At 51.7% G+C, this 22262-nt stretch carries 15 protein-coding genes, 17 tRNA genes and 2 rRNA genes; 6 read left to right on the plus strand and 28 right to left on the minus strand.

All coding sequences use genetic code 11. The annotated features are described in order from the left end of the window. The first annotated feature begins 161 nt into the window (after nt 1-161). The 3 genes from DVH26_RS34335 (at nt 162) to DVH26_RS34345 (ending at nt 7692) form a co-directional block, all read left to right on the plus strand. Complete coding sequence (locus DVH26_RS34335) at nt 162-959, plus strand: PhzF family phenazine biosynthesis protein (RefSeq protein ID WP_239630097.1); 798 nt, start codon at nt 162-164, stop codon at nt 957-959. A 57-nt stretch (nt 960-1016) separates the two neighbouring features. After that, complete coding sequence (locus tag DVH26_RS34340; RefSeq protein WP_239630098.1) at nt 1017-2363, plus strand: glutamate-1-semialdehyde 2,1-aminomutase; 1347 nt, start codon at nt 1017-1019, stop codon at nt 2361-2363. Between the two features lie 778 nt (nt 2364-3141). Then, entirely contained in the window at nt 3142-7692 is a 4551-nt protein-coding gene (locus DVH26_RS34345) for a glutamate synthase-related protein (RefSeq protein WP_239630099.1), read from the plus strand. A 171-nt stretch (nt 7693-7863) separates the two neighbouring features. Here DVH26_RS34345 and DVH26_RS34350 read toward each other — a convergent pair whose 3' ends face one another. From DVH26_RS34350 to bioB, 9 genes are all read right to left on the minus strand, one after another. Further along, nucleotides 7864-8331 carry a YiaA/YiaB family inner membrane protein gene (locus DVH26_RS34350; RefSeq protein ID WP_239630100.1) on the minus strand — a complete coding sequence of 156 codons (468 nt, stop codon included), beginning with the start codon at nt 8329-8331 and terminating at the stop codon, nt 7864-7866. 251 nt (nt 8332-8582) lie between these two features. Next, nucleotides 8583-9071 (minus strand): hypothetical protein, encoded by a 489-nt coding sequence (locus DVH26_RS34355; protein WP_239630101.1) that lies wholly within the window; start codon nt 9069-9071, stop codon nt 8583-8585. A gap of 116 nt (nt 9072-9187) precedes the next feature. Further along, nucleotides 9188-9817 carry a nucleotidyltransferase family protein gene (locus DVH26_RS34360; protein WP_239630102.1) on the minus strand — a complete coding sequence of 210 codons (630 nt, stop codon included), beginning with the start codon at nt 9815-9817 and terminating at the stop codon, nt 9188-9190. A gap of 41 nt (nt 9818-9858) precedes the next feature. After that, the gene (locus DVH26_RS34365) at nt 9859-10494 is read right to left on the minus strand and encodes an adenylate kinase (protein ID WP_239630103.1); all 636 of its coding nucleotides are present in this window, start codon (nt 10492-10494) and stop codon (nt 9859-9861) included. A 201-nt stretch (nt 10495-10695) separates the two neighbouring features. After that, the gene (locus tag DVH26_RS34370; RefSeq protein WP_239630104.1) at nt 10696-11163 is read right to left on the minus strand and encodes a GlcG/HbpS family heme-binding protein; all 468 of its coding nucleotides are present in this window, start codon (nt 11161-11163) and stop codon (nt 10696-10698) included. A 185-nt stretch (nt 11164-11348) separates the two neighbouring features. Then, nucleotides 11349-12011 carry a bifunctional 2-keto-4-hydroxyglutarate aldolase/2-keto-3-deoxy-6-phosphogluconate aldolase gene (locus DVH26_RS34375; RefSeq protein ID WP_239630105.1) on the minus strand — a complete coding sequence of 221 codons (663 nt, stop codon included), beginning with the start codon at nt 12009-12011 and terminating at the stop codon, nt 11349-11351. A 118-nt stretch (nt 12012-12129) separates the two neighbouring features. Then, on the minus strand, nt 12130-13104 hold the full coding sequence (locus DVH26_RS34380) for a sugar kinase (protein ID WP_239630106.1): 975 nt from the start codon (nt 13102-13104) through the stop codon (nt 12130-12132). Further along, entirely contained in the window at nt 13104-13859 is a 756-nt protein-coding gene (kduD, locus tag DVH26_RS34385; RefSeq protein WP_239630107.1) for a 2-dehydro-3-deoxy-D-gluconate 5-dehydrogenase KduD, read from the minus strand. Before kduD ends, DVH26_RS34380 begins: the two co-directional genes overlap by 1 nt. 177 nt (nt 13860-14036) lie before the next feature. Continuing rightward, nucleotides 14037-15038 (minus strand): biotin synthase BioB, encoded by a 1002-nt coding sequence (gene bioB, locus DVH26_RS34390; protein WP_275590440.1) that lies wholly within the window; start codon nt 15036-15038, stop codon nt 14037-14039. A 608-nt stretch (nt 15039-15646) separates the two neighbouring features. Between bioB and DVH26_RS34395 the strand changes: the two genes are divergently transcribed. The 3 genes from DVH26_RS34395 (at nt 15647) to DVH26_RS34405 (ending at nt 17233) form a co-directional block, all read left to right on the plus strand. Beyond that, nucleotides 15647-16048, plus strand: a complete 402-nt coding sequence (locus DVH26_RS34395; RefSeq protein ID WP_239630108.1) for an RNA polymerase subunit sigma — start codon at nt 15647-15649, stop codon at nt 16046-16048. After that, nucleotides 16038-16562 (plus strand): hypothetical protein, encoded by a 525-nt coding sequence (locus DVH26_RS34400; protein ID WP_239630109.1) that lies wholly within the window; start codon nt 16038-16040, stop codon nt 16560-16562. The genes DVH26_RS34395 and DVH26_RS34400 overlap by 11 nt, the downstream gene beginning before the upstream one ends. 401 nt (nt 16563-16963) lie before the next feature. Beyond that, entirely contained in the window at nt 16964-17233 is a 270-nt protein-coding gene (locus DVH26_RS34405; protein ID WP_239630110.1) for a BhlA/UviB family holin-like peptide, read from the plus strand. Nucleotides 17234-17384: 151 nt separating this feature from the next. On the opposite strand, the gene DVH26_RS34410 is transcribed toward DVH26_RS34405, so the two are convergent. The 19 genes from DVH26_RS34410 to DVH26_RS34500 all read right to left on the minus strand — a co-directional run bounded on the left by DVH26_RS34410 (nt 17385) and on the right by DVH26_RS34500 (nt 22235). Continuing rightward, a tRNA-Arg gene (locus DVH26_RS34410) sits at nt 17385-17458 on the minus strand. Between the two features lie 7 nt (nt 17459-17465). Then, nucleotides 17466-17539 (minus strand) — tRNA-Gly (locus DVH26_RS34415). 19 nt (nt 17540-17558) lie between these two features. After that, a tRNA-Pro gene (locus DVH26_RS34420) sits at nt 17559-17635 on the minus strand. 6 nt (nt 17636-17641) lie between these two features. Continuing rightward, nucleotides 17642-17724 (minus strand) — tRNA-Leu (locus DVH26_RS34425). A gap of 4 nt (nt 17725-17728) precedes the next feature. Beyond that, nucleotides 17729-17803: transfer RNA gene (locus DVH26_RS34430), tRNA-Gly, on the minus strand. A 70-nt stretch (nt 17804-17873) separates the two neighbouring features. After that, nucleotides 17874-17948, minus strand: a tRNA-Gly gene (locus DVH26_RS34435). An 8-nt stretch (nt 17949-17956) separates the two neighbouring features. Continuing rightward, nucleotides 17957-18036: transfer RNA gene (locus tag DVH26_RS34440), tRNA-Leu, on the minus strand. 14 nt (nt 18037-18050) lie between these two features. Continuing rightward, nucleotides 18051-18126 (minus strand) — tRNA-Lys (locus DVH26_RS34445). Between the two features lie 5 nt (nt 18127-18131). Next, nucleotides 18132-18206: transfer RNA gene (locus DVH26_RS34450), tRNA-Gln, on the minus strand. Nucleotides 18207-18216: 10 nt separating this feature from the next. Next, nucleotides 18217-18292, minus strand: a tRNA-His gene (locus DVH26_RS34455). 20 nt (nt 18293-18312) lie between these two features. Beyond that, a tRNA-Thr gene (locus DVH26_RS34460) sits at nt 18313-18388 on the minus strand. A 68-nt stretch (nt 18389-18456) separates the two neighbouring features. Next, nucleotides 18457-18533: transfer RNA gene (locus tag DVH26_RS34465), tRNA-Asp, on the minus strand. 15 nt (nt 18534-18548) lie between these two features. Next, a tRNA-Met gene (locus tag DVH26_RS34470) sits at nt 18549-18625 on the minus strand. Nucleotides 18626-18638: 13 nt separating this feature from the next. Further along, nucleotides 18639-18714: transfer RNA gene (locus tag DVH26_RS34475), tRNA-Val, on the minus strand. 16 nt (nt 18715-18730) lie between these two features. Then, a tRNA-Glu gene (locus DVH26_RS34480) sits at nt 18731-18805 on the minus strand. 13 nt (nt 18806-18818) lie between these two features. After that, nucleotides 18819-18910 (minus strand) — tRNA-Ser (locus DVH26_RS34485). A 55-nt stretch (nt 18911-18965) separates the two neighbouring features. Beyond that, nucleotides 18966-19041 (minus strand) — tRNA-Asn (locus DVH26_RS34490). A 34-nt stretch (nt 19042-19075) separates the two neighbouring features. Beyond that, nucleotides 19076-19192, minus strand: a 5S ribosomal RNA gene (gene rrf, locus DVH26_RS34495). Nucleotides 19193-19322: 130 nt separating this feature from the next. Then, nucleotides 19323-22235: ribosomal RNA gene (locus tag DVH26_RS34500) — 23S ribosomal RNA — on the minus strand. Nucleotides 22236-22262: the final 27 nt, after the last annotated feature.

Below are 22262 nucleotides of genomic sequence, written 5' to 3' on the forward strand. Positions count from 1 at the left end.
CTTTTTTATCGTTCCGATTACGCGGTCGGCCGTCAGGTTTTCAGAAAACGGAAAGTTACCTATAATGTAAGGATAGGTTGAAATGTCGGCAGGCAGATTGGAACTCTCAAGCTTGAAGCATACAGCAGCATACACACGATTATGCAAAGGAGATGTTCGGAATGATTCCCATTTATACAGTCGATGCGTTCACCTCTACCCCTTTCTCCGGAAATCCCGCGGCCGTTTGCATTTTGCAGGAATTTCCTCAGGACGATGCCTGGCTGTTGAAGATCGCCGCCGAAATGAATTTGTCGGAGACGGCTTTTTTATGTCCGATGGACAGCGTCGGCAATTATCGGCTCCGCTGGTTCACACCGGAAGCTGAAGTCGATTTATGCGGACATGCCACATTGGCCAGCGCCCAAGTATTGTGGGAAAGCGGAACGGCGTACAGAATCGAGCAGCTTCGCTTTCATACGAAGAGCGGTCTGTTAACCGCCAAACGTCTGGATGACGGCATTGAGCTGAACTTCCCGATGGAGGAGGTCGTCCCCTGTGAGTCTTCTCCCCTGCTGGAGCAAGCGATCGGCTTCAAGCCGTCGGCCGTCTACAGCAACCGGATGGACTACCTGATCGAGGTGGAGAATGAACAAGCGGTTCGGGAATTGAAGATCGACTTTCGGCTGCTGAAGGAGCTGCCGATGCGCGGTCTGCTTGTAACGAGCCGTGCCGACGATCCGGAGCTCGATTTTGTATCGCGCTGCTTCTTCCCCGCTCTTGGAATCGACGAGGATCCGGTAACGGGCTCGGCCCACTGCGCGCTGGCTCCCTATTGGAAAGAACGGCTCGGCAAAAGCCAGTTCACCGCAAAGCAGCTTTCCGCGAGAACCGGCTTGCTCCGACTGCGTGTCAGCAATGAACGCGTGCTGATACAAGGCAATGCAGTCATTGTCGTCAAAGGGTTACTGCTTCATTAATACTGCATGCATTATCATCCGTTTACTTAACTATGTTAACTATAAAGGAGCTTTAACATGACCACCCCCATCATTCCATCGAACGCGAAGCCGCGTTCGGAATCCTTATATAAGGAAGCGCTGCAGCATATCGTCGGCGGCGTCAACAGCCCTTCCCGATCGTTCAAGGCGGTAGGCGGCGGCGCTCCCGTATTCATGAAGCGCGGACAAGGCGCATACTTCTGGGACGAGGACGGCAACCGGTACATCGATTATTTGGCGGCATACGGTCCCATCATTCTCGGACATGCTCATCCTCACGTTACGGCGGCCATCGTGCGCGCAGCCGAGAACGGCACGCTGTACGGAACGCCTACCGAGCTCGAAATCGAGTTCGCCCGCATGATCAAGGCGGCCATTCCGTCGCTCGATAAAGTCCGCTTCGTCAATTCCGGTACGGAAGCGGTCATGACGACGATTCGCGTAGCCCGCGCTTATACGGGCCGCAACAAAATCATCAAGTTCGCCGGCTGCTACCACGGCCACTCGGATCTGGTGCTCGTCGCCGCGGGCTCCGGCCCGTCGACCTTGGGTATCCCCGATAGCGCCGGCATTCCGATGAGCATCGCGAATGAGGTCATCACGGTGCCGTTCAACAACGCCGAGGCGCTGCATGCGGCGCTCGAGCGCTGGGGCGACGACGTCGCGGCGGTGATGGTCGAGCCCATCGTCGGCAACTTCGGCATGGTCATGCCGAAGCCGGGCTTCCTCGAGGCGCTGTGCGCCGCCGCGAGAACCAACGGCTCCCTCGTCATATACGACGAGGTGATTACCGCGTTCCGCTTCCATTACGGAGCGGCGCAAACGTTCGATGGCCTGGAGGCTCCTAGCCTCGCGGCCATCGAGCCGGACCTGACGGCCCTGGGCAAAATTATCGGCGGCGGCTTGCCGATCGGGGCTTACGGGGGCCGTAAGGAAATCATGGAGCAGGTAGCGCCCCTGGGCCCGGCTTATCAAGCCGGGACGATGGCGGGCAACCCTGCTTCCATCTCGGCAGGCATTGCATGCCTGCAGGCACTGCAGGAGCCGGGCGTCTACGACCGGCTCGACAAGCTGGCCGCCAGCCTGGCCGGCGGCCTGGACGCCGCAGCGCGCAAGCACGGGATTGCGCTGACGATCAACCGCATCCGCGGTGCGCTGTCGACCCACTTCTGCGATCATCCGGTGACCGATTACGACGAAGCGCAGGATACGGACGGCGAGCAGTTCGCCTGCTTCTTCCGGCTGATGCTCGAGCAGGGCATTTGCCTCGCTCCATCGAAGTACGAGGCTTGGTTTATGACGACCGCGCATACCGAAGACGATATCGCCGTTACGGTAGAAGCGGCGGAACGCGCCTTCGCCGTCATGGCGGGCGAGCGATAAGAAGGCCGCGGAGGCTCCGGCGCAAATAGAAGGACTGCAGCATACAATGGCTGCAGTCCTTTTGTTAATTGGCCGACTCCGTCCGGCGGAGCGGAAATCTTGTCTTTTTCTCCTGCCGGAGGCTTCAGCCTTAATGCTTTCCGCTTTGTAACTTTATCTTTTATCGTTTTAAGTTTAACGGGCTTAAACCCCAAGGCGATAAAGGTTTTTCCCCGTTTACTACGTAAATTGCCCTCTGTTTTCTTGGGGTTTCTGCTCCTATCTTCTGTTTTTCACTCTTTTTGCTTTTTCAAAAGACGAACTATTAACCATTAGGTATATAGATTTGTTCGTTTTTAGCCAAACGACACGTTTCGTTCACATTTTCCCTTTATTCACCAGTTATGCAAAATAGATAGCGCTTACATCCAACGATTCCCCGTAATGTTCTATTGTGCATCCATCAATTTCGTGATATTCTATTAATACTTTATTTTTCATTAAAATCGGCTTATTTATAAGGTTTTCACCATGTAATTCGTTTTGTTTTGCGCCTAATTCACGAACGCGGCAGCCGTTTTTTTAGGGAAGGATTCTAGTAAAAATGGTCCGCAGAGCTAACGCCAAAAGACAGCGATTTCTGATTATGCAGAGAAAATGAATAATTATTCATTTCACAGGAAGAGATAACTGGGTCCCCTTCCTTGCCATATCGGAACATGAACAAACCTTGCTCGATGACGATTTAGTACCCGCATACTCTTAATGGGAGGTGACGGTCAGCCTGCTGACCACAAGAATGAATGAAGTAATGCGTAATGAAGGCCGTTTTCAGAATTTGTTAGGTACCGAGCACGATAGCTGCGGTATCATTTGTATCGTGGAGAAGGACGGATTCCCATCCCGCGATAATATTCAGAAAACGATTGATGCCCTTGTCAAAATGGAACATCGTTCGGGATTTATTAACGGCGAAGGCGACGGCTGCGGTATTTTGACCGACATTCCGAGAGCGCTTTGGGAGAAAAAGCTTTCCGAAGCAGGCCTTGACGGCAAACTCGCTTACGATCCGCGTTTTTCCGTAGCTCACATCTTTGTTCCTCGCAAGCTGGACATTTCCGTAGCCGATATGCAAAAAGGCATCCGCGAGATGTTCGCGCAATTCGAAGTTTCTATTATATTGGAACAAGAAAATCAGGTTGACAGCAGCGTCTTGGGAGAGAACGGACGCAATGACGAGCCAACCTTCTGGCAAATCGCCGCTATCTGCGACAAACAGGAAGCTGTAGTTGCAGACCACCTCTTCGAGCTGCATGTTGCTATCGAAAGCCGATACACCGTTCACGTCGCCACATTGAGCAATGTCACCGCCGCTTACAAAGTGATGGGCGCAGCCAGCATTCTTCCTAAGTACTACAACGATACACGCGATCCTCTCTTTGCGGCACAAGTTACTATCGGTCACAACCGTTACTCCACTAACACTCAGTCCAGCTTTTTCCGTGTGCAGCCTTTCTCTTTGCTAGGCCACAACGGCGAAATCAACACCGTCAAAAAAATGCGTCTCGAAGCGGACATGGTCGGCGTTCAGCTCGTTGAGAGCGGAAGCGACTCCCAGGACATGAACCGCACAATCGAAACCTTCATTCACCGATTCGGCATCAGCTTATTTGAAGCGATGGAAGTCGTGTTCCCTCCTATTATTAATGAAATGAAACAGTTCCGTCCAGAATTGCAGGACTTGTATGTATACTATCGTCAAATTTGGGGCCATTACGCTCAAGGTCCAGCAGGGATCGTATCCCGTTACGGCAACGAATGTATTTTCAGCGTCGATGCTCTTGGTCTTCGTCCGGTTTGGATGGTAGAAAGCGAAACTTCGCTGTACTTCTCCTCCGAGCAAGGCGTAATTACCGTAGATGAAATGGTAGCTGATCCGAAACCTATCGCCCCAGGCGAGAAAATCGGCGTTATCTTGACTCCTGGCGAGCATGTGCAAGTAATTCCATACTCCGGAGTTCAGAACCTGGTGTATGATCGCGCAAGCAAACGCGTTAACTTCCAAGGATTGCGCAAGCACTTGAAGGATGAATTCCCTGCAGTGGAAGCGGCAGCTCAAGAAGACATTACCGCTACGGATGCTCTGTACAGTGCATTCGGATGGGACCGCGAAGGCATCCAAATGATCGAAACGATGTCGGAAACAGGCGCTGAGCCGATTCGCTCCCTCGGTCATGACGGACCGCATGCATGTATTAACTGGGAACGTCAAAACATTCCTGACTTCATCAAAGAAAGCGTAGCTGTCGTAACGAACCCTGCGATCGACCGTGACCGTGAAATGGAGCACTTCTCCACTCGCGTTGTCGTAGGTCCTCGTCCTGTCGTTTACGGCCAGCCGGATCAACGTTTGCGCGTTGAATTGCTGACTCCGCTTGTGCTTGAAGGCAGCAACGGGATAGACTCCCTGGCTGAGCTGGGTCAACCTAGCTTCGAGCAGCTGCGTGCTTTGTTCTCGGCTCAAGGCGCTAATGCCGTAACGACATTGTCGCTTACGTTCGCACGCGGCACTTCCTTGAAGGACGCGCTCGAGCAATTGGCTTCCGATGCCGTTGCCGCTGTGAAGAACGGCACCGTATTGCTTATTCTTGACGATGCCGCAGTCAATCAGGAAGAGCGCTTGTTCATGGATCCGCATTTGGCGGTATCCAAAGTCGACATCGCTCTGCGTGCAGAGAAGCTGTCCGTCGGCGACAACCTGCGCCGTCAAACGACCGTCGTGCTTCGTACCGCTGCGATCCGCAACCTGCATGATATTGCCGTTGCATGCGGACTTGGCGTCGATATCGTATCTCCATACCTGCTGTTTGCTACGGCTGCCGACAAAAACGGCGCTCCTGCAGCACGCAAAGTATATGCAGCCTTGTCCAAAGGCTTGGAAAAAGTTATTTCCACTATCGGTACTCACGAGCTGCGCGGCTACACCCGCTTCTTCTCGTCGATCGGCTTGAAGCCGGAAGTATCCGATGTTCTCGATATCGTTAACTACCTTGGCAGTGACAATGCCGGTACGGGATTTGCCGAGCTGGAAAAGGATGCCGAAGCCCGTTATGCGGACTTTGCCAATCCGAAAGCCAAAGCGGCGCGCAACTTCCACTTCTTCCAACGGATGTGGAAAGCTTTGGGCGAGGCTGCCGCAGGAACCGCTCCTTACAGCGATTACCGCGACAAGCTGCGCGAAGAAGAGAAGCGCAATCCGATTTCGATCCGTCACGTTGCCGACTTCAACTACGAATTGGCGCAGAAGGAAGGCCGCAAGCCTCTCGATCCGTCCCAAGTCGATATCGGTATCGGCGGTCACGATTTGCCAATGCTGATCTCCTCCATGTCGTTCGGTTCCCAGAACGAAACCGCGTTCCGCGCTTATGCGGAAGCCGGTGAGCGTCTGAACATGGTTACCATGAACGGTGAAGGCGGAGAGATCAAAGATATGCTCGGCCGTTACAAAAGAACTCGCGGCGCGCAAGTAGCGTCCGGACGTTTCGGTATTAACGTAGAGCTGGCTAACGCCGTTGCTTTCCTTGAAATCAAGATCGGTCAAGGGGCTAAACCAGGCGAAGGCGGTCACTTGCCAGGCTCCAAGGTTACAGCCAAAATCGCGGCTGCCCGTAACGCAACGATCGGTTCCGACCTGATCTCGCCATCCAACAACCACGATATTTACTCTATCGAGGACTTGGCGCAAATCATCTCCGAGCTGAAAGAAGCAAGCGGACGCAAAGCGAAGATCAATGTTAAAGTTCCTGTCGTTCCGGGTATCGGTACGATTGCAGTCGGTGTTGCCAAAGCGGGTGCGGATGTTATTACATTGTCCGGCTTCGACGGCGGTACGGGTGCTGCGCGTATTCACTCCCTAACTCACGTTGGTTTGCCTACCGAGATCGGTACCAAGCTGGCTCACGTAGCTCTGATTGAAGCAGGCCTTCGCCATAAAGTCGAGCTTTGGTCCGACGGCGGCTTGAAGTCCGGTGCAGACGTAGTCAAAATGATGATGCTCGGCGCTAACCGCTGCGGCTTCGGAAGTATTTCCATGCAGGCTATCGGCTGTACTACATGCCGTGGTTGCCACCTGGATACTTGCCACGTCGGTATCGCAACGCAAATCGACTCGATGGAAGAAGCCGAAGAAAAAGGTCTTCGCCGTTTCGTACCTCGTGTATTCGATTTGGCTGTTGATTCCCTTGTTCGCCTGTACGGCGGCATGGGTCAAGAAATTCGCGAAATCGTCGCTCAGCTTGGCTTCTCCAGCGCACAAGAGCTTGTCGGCCGTTCCGACCTGCTGCAGCAGGTAAGCTGCCTGGATAAAATCGACTTGTCCGACATTTTGCGTCCGGCTCCGCTTTCCTTCGCTGCCGCTCACGAAGCTCAGCTGGAAGCAGCCGCTACGGTATCCTCCGATATCCGTATCGCTGCAGGTGCCGAAGGTCAGGAGTTCTTCCCGGATTCCTTGTCGTTCGACGCTCCGATCAACCGCAGATGGTCCAAAGTGGATGCGGAATCCCGTATTCTGGGAAGCCGTTATGCCAGCCATCGCGTAAGAGACCGTTTCGACGGAAGCTACGACGAGCTGCCTCCAGTATCGCTTACATTGACCGACGGTTCCGTACCGGGTAACGGTCTGGGTGCATTCAACGCACGCGGCGTTGACATCACCGTACACGGCGGTGCCGAAGACGGTGTAGGTAAAATGGCATTCGGCGGTAAAGTTGCAATCCTGAAATCTCAAGGCTCCCACGGCCAATTTATCAACGGTTCCGTTGGTAAATCGTTCGGCTACGGCGCGCAAAAAGGCTTGTTCCTGATCCAAGGCAACGCAGATACTCGTGCCTGCATCCGTTTCTCCGGCGCAGACGTAGTATTCGGCGGAGAGATCACTTCTCCGTTGGAGGATCACCTCGGCGGTCTGGCTAGCCGCGCTAACCTGAAAGGCTTCGCGTTCGAATACATGACCAACGGTCGCGCTGTAGTTCTCGGCGATCCAGGTCCATGGATTTGCGCAGGTATGACAGGCGGCGTTATCTACCAGCGTCTGAACCCTGAGATGGGTATGGACGAAGCAGCTATCGAACGCCGTATCGCTAAAGGCGCGAAAGTGAAAATCGAGAAAATCGGCCCGCAAAGCCTGAAAGACTTAAACGAGCTGCTCGGCGCTTACCATCAAGAATTGGCGGCTTCCGGTCAAACCGAAGCTGCGGATAAAGTGGCGCACTTGCTTGCTAATCTCGAAACCAGCTTCGTACGTATCGCTCCAGTTAACCTGCAAGCCGATCAATCGGTAGCTACGGAGTAATTCTTCAAATTACAGCACTAACACATCCCATCAGAACTTTGCGGTTCTGGTGAGATTTTTTTTACCACAATAGAATTTATAAAATTCCGAGGTCATGGGGATGCAAAATTCTATTTGGCGATAAAAATGCCTGCCGTTGAACCGGAATCGATTCGCGGCAGGCGCCTTTTTTTAACCGTTGAGGTTCTGGTTCTGGTTCTCCATAATCTCCTTGTCTTCAGCGTTATCCCTGGTCACTTTTTGCACCCCGATGGAGCTGTAGGAGATCAGCAGCATAACGGCGATGTAGTAGCCTTTTACATTTAGCTCGAACGGCGCGTTGAATAGACCGATGAAAAACATGCCGAAGCCGATGATCAATCCTGCTAGCGCCAGCCCTGTAAAAGCCGGAGTGTTGCGGTAACGATGCTTCGGATTTTCATTTTTAAGCTCCCGGTCCTCCGCGTTGTCCCTAATTACTTTTTGGGTCACAATACTTGTGATGAGGATCAGGAACATGCACAGCAGATAGTAGCCTTTCACATTCAGTTCCCAGTCAGCATTGTAAATACCGATGCAGTACAACAAGATTCCAGCGGCAAGAGCAAAATAAGAAGCTGCTGTAAAAGCGGGGGTATTACGTCTTTGATATTTTGGCATGGGGAGCCCTCCTCTTTTGGTTACGAGCGACTAGTATACAGATGGTAAGTTCACTACGACGGGTTGGTTATTATTTACATTTATAGTAACTCACCGAGCATTATGTGAAAAGGCTTATTTTCATCTAGTACCTGCTCCTAAATGGATGCTTCGGTCCAAGTCGACGCGATGGAACCTGGACACCAGGAAGGTGTTTTTTTGCTAGTTAAGCTCGTACTTCCCCATACAAAAAAGCCGGACCGATGTCCGACTTACTTCCCGATTCTACGTTTGATCGCGTAGATACCTGCACCGGAAACCACTAATGCACCGGACACTATCGCTACAAGCGCCTGCTGCCAGTAGCTCCTTCGAGGCGCCAAAGTTATACTCTCGCCTAGTGCCTGCTCGTCGAATCCGGCGGCCAATCCTGTATTTCCGCACAGCTTCGGCTGCATCCTGCCTTCACTCGTACCGGCAAAAACAATATACTCCTCACCCTTGGTAAACTCAGTCCAATAATTTTGATATAACATGGTCGTTTCGCTGACCTCGCCTTTCCATACTTTGCTTACGGCGAAAGTCAGCCTATCTTTAGCTTCGGAGACCAGCCTGCCCTTGAATACCATGTCGGAGTACCCCAGCTCCTCTATCGGCTTTCTTGGCGGAGCACATGATAAAGCCCACGCAGACGGCACGAAGAAGGCGTACAACCCGAATAATAAGATCATGGTGAGCGTAAGACCTGCCGCTCTTTTCATTGAACCCCCTCCTGACAACAGTGAATGGCAGATTCCATTTCACTTTCTATCGACGAAACCTCAGGCAAGGAAGTTGCAGGAAGGAACAGGAGTCTCATCTTGATTTTATGCTGCTATCATTGCTTGAAACCGTCAATCTCCGAGTAAAACCATTGCAAATGATCTTTTGACAGCGCCTTTTCGATCAGCTCCTGGCTGTAGCCTGATTGGCCCAAAGCCTCCATAATCGAGTGGATACGATCCGTCCTTTTCCTTCTTAGATTGGATTCCAGCTGGATTTCCAGAGGAACCACAGCAACCGTGCAGGGTCCTGCATTCACGTTTTTGTAAAGGCTCCATATGAATTGCCCGCCTTCCCATATCCCGTCGCCCTGGAGCGAATCAGGAATCCCGGCCGAATTGGAAATATGTACTGCTTCGACCTGGAATCCGTCGATGTTCCATCGTCCCTTTGTCCAGGAGAAGCCGGAATCGAACGTTTGGGTGAAGGTGGGCTCCACCGCCGACGACAGCCAACGGTCTCCGTGCGGCTCCACGCTTTTCGTTTCAAGCGCATAGGGCTGCAACAGCTCCGCGAACTCCTTTATCCCTTCCCGATGCCTTGTATAAATATCCAGGTCTCCCGGCGTCATATTGCAGCCTTGCAGGACGGACCCGACGGAGCCTACCAGGATCCATTCGATTCGTGATTTCGATTGTGCATAACGCTCGCATACGATAGTTAATGCATGCTTCCAATCCGACATACTTTCACCTCGCCTTAAGAAGTATGGCTGTCCTGCTCGTTCTAGTCCCTCTGCAGCAGCTCCGCAATGTCTTCCGACAGTTCATGGATCTCCTTGGAGCCTGAAACCGTGCGAAGAACGGATTTACTGTCATAATATTCAACAAGCCGGTCCGTAAGCCTCCGATTCACCTTCAATCTCTCTTTTACAGTCTCTTCCGAATCATCCGCACGCTGAATCAGCTTGGCGCTGCAGTAGTCGCATTGACCATCTATTTGCGGCGGATGGTTCATCAGATGAAATGTTTTACCGCAAGCCGGACAAACTCTTCTTCCCGTCAATCGTTCCAGCAAAAGAGCTTCATCCGTTTCAATATAGATGACATGGTCTATCATTTTATTTCGAGCCGCAGCATATTGATTCAGAGCCTCGGCTTGCGCCAAATTGCGCGGAAACCCGTCCAGCAAAAAGCCCTGGCTGCAATCATCCTGATCCAATCGCTCCAATGCGATGCCTATGGTTATCTCGTCGGGCACCAACTCCCCTTTGGCAGTATACTGTCGGGCCACTAAACCTAGCTCCGTGCCGTCCTGATCTGCTTTTCTGAATAAGCTTCCTGTAGAGATATGAGGAATGTTCTGTTTATTGGAAATGAACTCGGACTGCGTTCCTTTTCCGGATCCAGGTAGTCCAAGCAATTGATGTTCATATACGCCCCTCCGCTCTTCTATTTATTTGTAATAAAAGTATAGTTTACCATGTGAAATTAGCCAATCCTTTTTGGTGATTTTTCCCCTTTTAATAAAGAAAAAAGCTGCCCGGATGAGCAGCTTCGCATTTTTTCATATGGTTGAATGTACTCCTTCTTTCAGGTAATGCTCCCTCCGAAGTGCGGTCTGCTAGCACAGGGAATTAACGGAACCGATTCGAACGGAAGCCCCCTGCTGGTGCTCGGTCCAGCGCATGCTCTCGAATGCTTGAACGGCTGCAGCAGCCACCTCGATATCTTGAGCGCTTGTTCCGCCGCTTACCCCAATTCCTCCAACCAGCACGCCGCCTCTCATCAGAGGGATGCCTCCCCCCAAAATAACGACTCTGCCATGATTAGTCGTATTAATACCGAAGGATGGCCCTCCTGCCTGCGCATTTTGCGCGAGGTTAGCCGTCGGCATTCTCATGGCGACACTCGTCCACGCTTTGTCCTGGGAAATACCGATACCAGCTATTCGGGCATTGTCCATGCGGTAGAAAGCGACCAGGTTTCCTCCATCATCCACGATAGCGATATCACTGGCAAGACCAAGCTCCCTGGCCTTGCGTTCGGCAGTTTGAAGCAAAAATTTAGCTAATTCCAGCGTCATTTTCATTTCTCATATTCACTCCATAGGTTGTAGTCTATGCAGTATATGGTCAATGGCCCGAATGGGTGACTTCCTGCTAAAGGAAGCCTGATTGCTAACGCTAAGAATATCGTAGTCATATGGCATGAAAAAAAGGCCGCCGACCCCTTTCGGGAACAGTGACCTTTGTGTCTTGTTCTTCAAAGCTTCGCTTATTGCTTGGCAGCGCGATAAGCTTCGATATATTGCGCGGCTTTTTTCGCTACCAGGCTGTAATTGCGCTCTTTGACGGCTTCGGTCGTCAAATCGGAGCCGATGCCTACCGCAACCGCGCCCGCCTTGATCCACTCCGCCAGGTTGCTCAAAGATACGCCGCCGGTCGGCATAATGTTCGCCTGCGGCAAAGGACCTTTGATCGCCTTGATCGTCGCAGGCGAGTACAGGTTGCCCGGGAACAGCTTGACGATATCCACTCCGAGCTCCAGCGCATGCTGGATCTCCTGGATCGTCATGACCCCGGGCATTACAGGCACACGGTACCGGTTGCACAGCGTTACCGTAGCCGGGTTCAATGCGGGTCCTACGACGAACTCGGACCCGCTCAGGATCGCAGCTCGCGCTGTCTCCGGATCCAATACCGTGCCTACGCCGATAATGGCGTATTTGGATGGATCCTGCGTCGAGCTGGAATATTTCTTCGCAAGCGTCTCGATCGCTTGCAAAGCGAAAGGCACGGTCATCGTCACCTCGATGACCTTGATGCCTCCCTCGATGGCCTGCTCGGCCATCTCGACGACTTCCTCCGGCGTCTCGCCGCGGAGTACCGCTACGACGCCTTCGTTACTGATTTGCTGCAGCAGCTTCAACTTTTTCATATGGTTGTCTCCATTCCTTCCGCATCTGCATCTAGGGATTGTACCACCGGCTTGCGATTTCTCCGCCGGCGGCAGACTCCTATTGATTCACCTGAGAGCTGTCGGCTCCCTGTTTATATTAACGCTCTACGTGTTTTACGTTGTTAAGGACCGCTTCTACCTGTTCCCAGGCAGGGATGCCTTCCCAATCGCCTTCCATTTGCACGACCATGCAGCCGATCAGATTGCCGAGACGCACCGCTTCCGTATGGCTGTAGCCTTTCAGCAGCCCTACGATGAAGCCGGCGCAGAAGCCGTCTCCTGCGCCCACCGTATCCACGACCTGCTCGGCCTTGAAGTACGGCACTGCGCTTACTTGGCCCTGCTCGACGACATATGTCTCGTCGTCTCCGCCTTTGACGATGCTGACCGCGTTAAGCTCGCTCAAGCGTTGAACGATTTCGTCGAAGCTCTCCGTTTGGTACAGCAGCTTCAGCTCGTCCAGTCCAGGAAGGAAGTAATCCGCTTCCTTCGCCATGTCTAGCAGCACTTCGCGCGCTTCCTCGATGGACCACAGCTTCAATCGCAAATTCGGGTCGAAGCATACCTTCACCCCGTTTTTGCGCGCAAGGCGCATGGCTTCCTTGGCTGCCGCACGGCAGGACTCGCTGAGCGCCGGCGTAATGCCGGTAACATGCAAATATTTAGCCTGCTTAATATATTCTTCATCAAGATGCTCAGGCTTCAGCGTGCTTGCTGCGGAGTTTTTGCGGTAGTAGTATACCGACGTCTTACCCGATACAACTTCGCGAAGCATGAGGCCCGTAGGAGCCTCTGTAGTCAGCTCAACGCGGGATACGTCGACCCCTTCGCCGCGGATTTTTTTCAGAATCATCCGTCCAAACGGGTCTTTCCCCAACCGGCTGAACCAGCCTACACGATGGCCGAGACGAGCTACACCGATCGCCACGTTGCTCTCCGCTCCGCCGAACAGTCCTTGAAATTGCGAGGAATATTCGATTCCCTTCGTACCGGCTGGCATCATTAACGCCATCGTTTCTCCGAACGTAATGATTTCGGGCTGAAACATTTGAGTAGATCCGTTAGCCGCCATTATCGGTTCATCCATCCGCCGTCAACGCACAGCACGTGACCGTTCATGTAGTCCGAAGCTGAAGAAGCGAGGAATACGGAAGGACCTTGCAAATCTTCCGGAGTGCCCCAACGTCCTGCAGGAATACGAACCGTAATTTGCGCGTTGCGCTCTTGGTCCGCGCGCAATGCCGACGTGTTGTCCGTAGCCATGTAGCCCGGAGCGATCGCGTTAACTTGAATGCCTTTGCTTGCCCATTCGTTGGACAGAGCTTTGGTAAGACCGGCAATCGCGTGCTTGGAAGCCGTGTATCCAGGAACGTTGATCCCGCCTTGGAAGCTCAGCATCGACGCGATGTTGATAATTTTGCCGGAGCCTTGCTTGATCATTTCGCGGCCCACCAATTGGCTTAAGAAGAACACCGCGTTCAAGTTCAGGTTAATAACGTCATGCCAGTCTTGAGCAGCGTGCTCTGCAGCCGGAGTGCGGCGGATAATCCCAGCATTGTTTACCAAAATATCGATTTTGCCAAACGCGGACAACGCTTCGTTAACTACGCGCGGCAATTCGTTTTCATCAGACAAATTCGCGACGACCGTATGGACTTTACGTCCCAGGGCTTCGATTTTTTCCTGTGTCTCTCTGTTGCGGTCATTGCTCGTTACTACCACGATATCAGCACCTGCTTGCGCCAAACCCAAAGAGATTCCGCCACCAAGACCTACGGCACCGCCCGTAACGATAGCTACTTTACCGGTCAAATCAAACAAACTCATCTCTACACCTCATTTAAGTGTTTTATATAACAACACAACCCCAGCACCTGAGGTTGTCCACCCTTATATTATAAGGGAAGTACCCCCAATGTGCCAGAGCAGGCCTGAAAAATTCACAACAAATACTGAAAATTGTCCCTATTCTGTCAGGTTTTCAACGAGTCGCAGCCTGCATGTCTATAACGCGCAAAGCTCGATCTCGAAGCCCAAATCCTCGATCATCCGGTGATCTTCCGCCGCCTCCTGACCTGCCGTTGTCAAATAATCTCCTACAAACACCGAATTGGCCGCATATAACGCCAACGGCTGCAAAGATCGAAGATTGAGCTCGCGGCCCCCCGCCACACGAATTTCTTTGGCTGGATTGACGAACCTCATTAACGCCAGCACCTTCAAGCATTTGCGCGGATTCAGCTCCCTTCTGTTTTCCAGCGGAGTGCCCGGAATTGGGTTGAGGAAGTTGACCGGAATCGAATCGGCATCCAGCCCGCGAAGCGCAAAGGCCGTTTGAACGATCTCCTCGTCCGTCTCCCCCATTCCTATAATACAGCCGGAGCAGGGCGACATGCCGGACGCTTTGGCCCGGTTCACTGTATCTACTCTATCTTCATATGTATGTGTCGTCGTAATAGCCGGGAAATGCTGCTTGCTTGTATTCAGATTGTGATTGTAGCGGTCGACCCCCGCCTCCTTGAGCCGTACTGCCTGCTCCTCTGTTAAAATCCCCAGGCATGCGCAAATTTTCATAGGCATCGTCGCCTTAATTTCCTTCACCGCTTCGATAACCTGATCGAGTTCTTTGCCCGTTGGCCCTCTTCCGCTGGCCACTATACAGTAAGTACCCACCTTCAGCTCCATCGCCCTGCGTGCCCCGTCTACGAGCGTCTTTTGGTCAAGCAGCGGATATTTGTCTATCGGCGCATTGGATATGATGGATTGCGAGCAATAGCCGCAGTCTTCGGGACAGAGCCCGCTTTTGGCGTTGACAATTAGGTTTAGCTTGACCTTATTGCCGTAATAATAACTTCTTACCTTATATGCGGCATGCAAAATAGGCAAAAGCTCTTCATCGCCGGCCTTCAGCACCGACAAGCTTTCTTCCTCCGTCAGCCCATCACCTCGAAGCGCTTTTTCCGCCAGCTTATTCCAATTGGTTAGTGTTGGTATTTTCAGCATCATATTACCCTCCCGTTGGTGTTCGTATTCGGTCTGTCTCATTTCCAAGCGTGGACAGTGACTCTACTATTTTTGAACATCTTATTCTAATTGTCAACTTAATTATATGATATATGGTTAACAATTAGTTCGGGTGCGTTCCAACCTGATCCCTTTTAACTAGCAATACGAACATACATACGAACATTATAGGCACCTCTATCAAGGATAAAGATTATGCTGCTAGGCAAATAAATCTTCTTAAAGGTCTTCAGAAAAATTTTCCAAATTCGGAGATATCCTAAGAAAACTAAAGAATGACAAAGTTTGAGTAAAGACAAACGGCTATTCTTCCGTCATTTTTGAACGTAGATTCGAAGATTTCCTTCTTGCAATCATAGCTGGAAGAGATTAGAATTATACGCGAACGGATACGAACATTTGTTCTTATTTTGTGCTCCTCACCGACAACTAAGAAAATACTTTTCGTCTGCCAAACCATGTGAAAGGGGTTGTTTCTTTGCCGCAGCAGCCTTATGGTGCCCGCCACTCCCATCCGACAAAGGAGCTTTGGTCCGCTGACAACCTCAATGGTTATTAACTCTTAATTTAACTTGGAGGTGCTAATTTATATGAGAAAAATGAAACTGGATATAAGCAGCAAACGACGCCGATTTACACCTAACGCCTATTGCCTTGATGCCAAAGGGATTGCCCGCCTTCTTCGGGACGGCCATCATATTCGATCCCGCACCTATTACGCCGGGGATTATGCAGGTGTCGATATTTTAACGGATTTGACGATCGCTATGGAATCGGCTTCTCTTACCACCAGGCAGGCTGAATCGATTCATTGGGTGTATATTCACGACGTCACGCTGGATACAGCCGGTATCCGAATGGGCATTACGAAGCAGGCCGTTCAAGATGCCGTCGCTACCGCCACGAGAAAAATAGCCGCTGTGTTTAAGCAATGGCACGACGTTGAAACGGATACTGAAGGGCAAAAGGAAGGTGAGCCTATTGGATCATAATGAGCATGACGAGCTGGATCATAAAATAACCGGAATCATCCGGCGTAATATCGCTAACCGTACTTTACGTATAAAGGTCATATTCTCACTCATCGAAACCTACCTGCATTCCGCCGGTAAGCTGCCCGCCTCCTCCCAACTGGAGCGTTTGGCCGATTATTTATTACAGGAAGAGCTGAAGGACCCCAATCCATATAAAATCGCTCATAACGATCAGCCGTTTTTGAGTGCATGGCAATACGATATGAGGCAGCGAAGAGAGACTTCGCTTAAAATTGCCGAAGAAATCGGCTCCGACGGCTACCGCCATGCGGCTCCCAAACGGCGCAAGCTCTCCCGCAAAGAAATGATATTCCTCGACGAACAGGCCAAAAGCCGCAATGCAGCACGAGCCCTACAATATGCAAAGGATACCGCACCAGGGCCGGTTATAACGTATTATTTGCGGGATACCGGAGGGCTGATGAGCGATTCCTTCCTCTCATGTACCATACGAAAAAAAAGAATAGAATAACTCCTTTACTTTCGTATCTCCTCAAGCCTATACGTTATGAAAGAGCAGAACCATAAACAGACAAGCTCCATACCAAGGCTGGGGAGATTGCTCTTCGTCCACTCATACAATATTGCCTAAGTTTCAGCATCTTTCCTTAATTTTGTAGCCTGTCGGACTTTGTCTGTCAGAAGTGCATTATGAGGAGGTGACGCGATGTGTTTGATGTTATCGATGTTGATGACTACTAACGATGCTTTTGAGGCGGCTGTAGGTACTGTTGCGGCTATTGTGGCGGCTGATGGTGTTGGAGTTGTTACTGAAGCAGGTGGCTGAGGGTCAGTTTCGTAGCTAGAAGAAAAACGCTGAGCTGCCGAGGAATGTGATTTCATCTCATAAATGACAAGGAGTTGATCATAGTTATGTTACCTACAACAACAATGGATTATTTTGCTTTTTATGGTCCTTTCGCCGTCCTGTTTGTAGCTTTGTTCTATTGGACATTGCGTACTTATACGCATCGCGAAGAGCTTCACCGCAAGGAAATGGATAAGCTCCGAGCAGAATTGGAGGAACAATCAAGGTATCATTATGAGGTTTTAACCAAGTTTAGCGAGAAGTACGACTCTGTCATTTTAGAAATACGAGATATTCGAACCCAGCTCGAATGGAAGCGCGGGAAGTCGCTTTAACTACCATCCTCATTCTATTAAAGCCCTCCTATGGATTTTATCTCCGAGGGCTTAGTACTAGCCTGCTTATTGCGGCACGATGGCTATTACACAAACGGGACAACAAAAAAACCACCCTCATACGAAGGTGGTGATCTGTTCTACGTAAAAGCGTCCCAGGAGGGACTCGAACCCCCGACAACTCGCTTAGAAGGCGAGTGCTCTATCCAGCTGAGCTACTGAGACATAAATATGGAGCGGGTGATGGGAATCGAACCCACGCTACCAGCTTGGAAGGCTGGAGTTCTACCATTGAACTACACCCGCTCACTACTATAAAATAACATGGTCGGGACGACACGATTTGAACATGCGACCCCCTGGTCCCAAACCAGGTGCTCTACCAAGCTGAGCTACGTCCCGAAGATATGGTGCCGGTAGAGGGACTTGAACCCCCACGGTTTCCCTCACGATTTTGAGTCGCGCGCGTCTGCCAATTCCGCCATACCGGCTTTCTGGAGCGGAAGACGGGAATCGAACCCGCGACCCTCGCCTTGGCAAGGCGATGCTCTACCGCTGAGCCACTTCCGCACATTTCAGAAAGAACAAGAACTATTATACAAAAAAATACCTATAAAAGCAAGAACTTTTTTATAGATAATGGAGCGGAAGACGGGAATCGAACCCGCGACCCTCGCCTTGGCAAGGCGATGCTCTACCGCTGAGCCACTTCCGCATAAAACATGCGCGTAGAGGGACTTGAACCCCCACGGTCGCCCGCTAGATCCTAAGTCTAGTGCGTCTGCCAATTCCGCCATACGCGCGCTTTAAGAAAACATGGTGAGCCATGTAGGACTCGAACCTACGACACCCTGATTAAAAGTCAGGTGCTCTACCAACTGAGCTAATGGCTCTTACATGGCTGGGGATCTAGGATTCGAACCTAGGCATGACGGAGTCAAAGTCCGTTGCCTTACCGCTTGGCTAATCCCCAATAAAAAAGATGGGGCGATCGATGGGACTTGAACCCACGAATGCTGGAGCCACAGACCAGTGCGTTAACCCCTTCGCCACGACCGCCATATGAAAATATCAAAACCTGGTGCCGTCGAGAGGACTTGAACCCCCAACCTACTGATTACGATTCAGTTGCTCTACCGATTGAGCTACGGCGGCATGATAAGTAAAGCTGCCGATGTTACACTCTTCGATTCACTCTAAATCAGATACACCTTGAAGCAAAATGGCGGAGCCGACGGGATTCGAACCCGCGGTCTCCTGCGTGACAGGCAGGCATGTTAGGCCTCTACACCACGGCTCCACACTAAAAGAAAATTGGTTGCGGGGGCAGGATTTGAACCTGCGGCCTTCGGGTTATGAGCCCGACGAGCTACCGGGCTGCTCCACCCCGCGTCGTTTTATTATATGGTGGAGGCTGACGGGATCGAACCGCCGACCCTCTGCTTGTAAGGCAGATGCTCTCCCAGCTGAGCTAAGCCTCCATATGTATAGGAATAGTGGTGACCCGTAGGGGATTCGAACCCCTGTTACCTCCGTGAAAGGGAGGTGTCTTAACCCCTTGACCAACGGGCCTTGCATAAATTAATGGCGGAGAGAGAGGGATTCGAACCCTCGAGACGCTTGTGACGCCTACACGATTTCCAATCGTGCTCCTTCGGCCAACTCGGACACCTCTCCATTGTGAATCAAATGAAAAAGGAATTATCATTCCTTGACTGTTAAGTTGGAGATGTGGCTCCCCGAACAGGACTCGAACCTGTGACAACTCGATTAACAGTCGAGTGCTCTACCAACTGAGCTATCAGGGAACGTTACAATTCACTGATGTTAAAACTGATTACCGCTTGGCGACGTTCTACTCTCCCAGGACCCTTCGGTCCAAGTACCATCGACGCTGGAAGGCTTAACGGTCGTGTTCGGTATGGGTACGCGTGGTTCCCTTCCGCCATCATCACCAAACGGTATGTTTCTGCCAAGAAACATAAGGTATTTCATTCAGGTCGTCTTGCGCCCTGAAAACTAGATACGAAACGATGCGTGTAATGAGCAAGTGTATTGCACTTCTGACCATACTTCGTATGGCAGATGAATGGATAAGCCCTCGACCGATTAGTATTCGTCAGCTCCACACGTTGCCGTGCTTCCACCCCGAACCTATCTACCTCGTCGTCTTCAAGGGGTCTTACATACTGGGAAATCTCATCTTGAGGGGGGCTTCACGCTTAGATGCTTTCAGCGCTTATCCCGTCCGTACGTAGCTATCCAGCCGTGCTCCTGGCGGAACAACTGGTACACCAGCGGTACGTCCATCCCGGTCCTCTCGTACTAAGGACAGCTCCTCTCAAATTTCCTACGCCCACGACAGATAGGGACCGAACTGTCTCACGACGTTCTGAACCCAGCTCGCGTACCGCTTTAATGGGCGAACAGCCCAACCCTTGGGACCTACTTCAGCCCCAGGATGCGATGAGCCGACATCGAGGTGCCAAACCTCCCCGTCGATGTGGACTCTTGGGGGAGATAAGCCTGTTATCCCCAGGGTAGCTTTTATCCGTTGAGCGATGGCCCTTCCATTCGGTACCACCGGATCACTAAGCCCGACTTTCGTCCCTGCTCGACCTGTTTGTCTCGCAGTCAAGCTCCCTTATGCCTTTGCACTCTTCGAATGATTTCCAACCATTCTGAGGGAACCTTGGGGCGCCTCCGTTACTTTTTAGGAGGCGACCGCCCCAGTCAAACTGCCCACCTGACACTGTTCCCCGACCGGATCACGGCCGCGGGTTAGAACTCCGATACGATCAGGGTGGTATCCCAACGTCGCCTCCACACAAGCTGGCGCTCATGCTTCTCAGGCTCCCACCTATCCTGTACAGATCGTACCAAAGTCCAATATCAAGCTGCAGTAAAGCTCCATGGGGTCTTTCCGTCTTGTCGCGGGTAACCTGCATCTTCACAGGTATTAAAATTTCACCGGATCTCTCGTTGAGACAGCGCCCAAGTCGTTACGCCATTCGTGCGGGTCAGAATTTACCTGACAAGGAATTTCGCTACCTTAGGACCGTTATAGTTACGGCCGCCGTTTACTGGGGCTTCGGTTCATAGCTTCGGGTTACCCCTAACCACTCCCCTTAACCTTCCAGCACCGGGCAGGCGTCAGCCCGTATACTTCGCCTTGCGGCTTCGCACAGACCTGTGTTTTTGCTAAACAGTCGCTTGGGCCTTTTCACTGCGGCCCCCTCGGGCTATTCACCCTACCGAGGCACCCCTTCTCCCGAAGTTACGGGGTCATTTTGCCGAGTTCCTTAACGAGAGTTCTTCCGCGCGCCTTAGCATGCTCTGCTCGCCTACCTGTGTCGGTTTGCGGTACGGGCACCTTCTCCCTGGCTAGAGGCTTTTCTTGGCAGCTTGAACTCATGACCTTCGCTACTGTAATTTTCACTCCCCATCACAGACCAGCCTTACGATGTGCGGATTTGCCTACACATCAGCCTCTCTGCTTGGACGGGCATCCATCAGCCCGCGTCACTATCCTTCTGCGTCACCCCATTGCTCATAACGGTTCACGGTGGTACAGGAATATCAACCTGTTGTCCTTCGACTACGCCTTTCGGCCTCGCCTTAGGTCCCGACTTACCCTGAGCGGACGAGCCTTCCTCAGGAACCCTTAGGCTTTCGGCGGACAAGATTCTCACTTGTCTTTTCGTTACTCATACCGGCATTCTCACTTGTATGCTGTCCAGCGCTCCTTACGGTACACCTTCAACCTACATACAACGCTCCCCTACCACGCATTTCTGCATCCATAGCTTCGGTGGCGTGTTTAGCCCCGTTACATTTTCGGCGCAGAGTCACTCGACCAGTGAGCTATTACGCACTCTTTCAATGGTGGCTGCTTCTAAGCCAACATCCTGGTTGTCTGCGCAACTCCACATCCTTTCCCACTTAACACACACTTGGGGACCTTAGCTGATGGTCTGGGCTGTTTCCCTCTTGACAATGGATCTTAGCACTCACTGTCTGACTCCCGGGATAAAGTATGTGGCATTCAGAGTTTGACTGGACTTGGTAACCCTTGGCGGGCCCCGCACCCAATCAGTGCTTTACCTCCACTACTCATCTCCCGAGGCTAGCCCTAAAGCTATTTCGGGGAGAACCAGCTATCTCCGAGTTCGATTGGAATTTCTCCGCTACCCCCACCTCATCCCCGAATTTTTCAACATTCGTGGGTTCGGGCCTCCAGTGCGTGTTACCGCACCTTCACCCTGGACAGGGGTAGATCACACGGTTTCGGGTCTACGCCCACGTACTCATTCGCCCTATTCAGACTCGCTTTCGCTGCGGCTTCGGCTTCTCACCTTAACCTTGCACGGGAACGTAACTCGCCGGTTCATTCTACAAAAGGCACGCCATCACCCGTTAACGGGCTCTGACTTCTTGTAAGCACACGGTTTCAGGTTCTATTTCACTCCGCTCCCGCGGTTCTTTTCACCTTTCCCTCACGGTACTGCTTCACTATCGGTCACTAGGGAGTATTTAGCCTTGGCAGATGGTCCTGCCTGCTTCCCACGAGGTTTCACGTGTCTCGCGGTACTCGGGATCCGTCTAGCGATACGTTGGTTTTTAGCTACAGGACTGTTACCCCCTATGGTGAGCCTTTCCAGACTGCTTCGCCTAACCAACTTTTCGCACATTGACGTCCCACAACCCCAGAGGGCAAGCCCTCTGGTTTGGGCTGTTCCGCTTTCGCTCGCCGCTACTGACGGAATCACTTTTGTTTTCTTCTCCTGAGGGTACTTAGATGTTTCAGTTCCCCTCGTATGCCTCTACACACCCTATGTATTCAGATGTGAGTAACTGAGAATTACCTCAGCTGGGTTCCCCCATTCGGACATCCCCGGATCAATGCCTGCTTACGGCTCCCCGAGGCGATATCGTCGTTCGCCACGTCCTTCTTCGGCTCCTAGTGCCTAGGCATCCTCCGTGTGCTCTTATTAGCTTAACCTTGCTAATACACTTTGTTTGCTCTACG

This window comes from Paenibacillus sp. H1-7, from assembly GCF_022354825.1.
Lineage (GTDB): Bacteria > Bacillota > Bacilli > Paenibacillales > NBRC-103111 > Paenibacillus_S.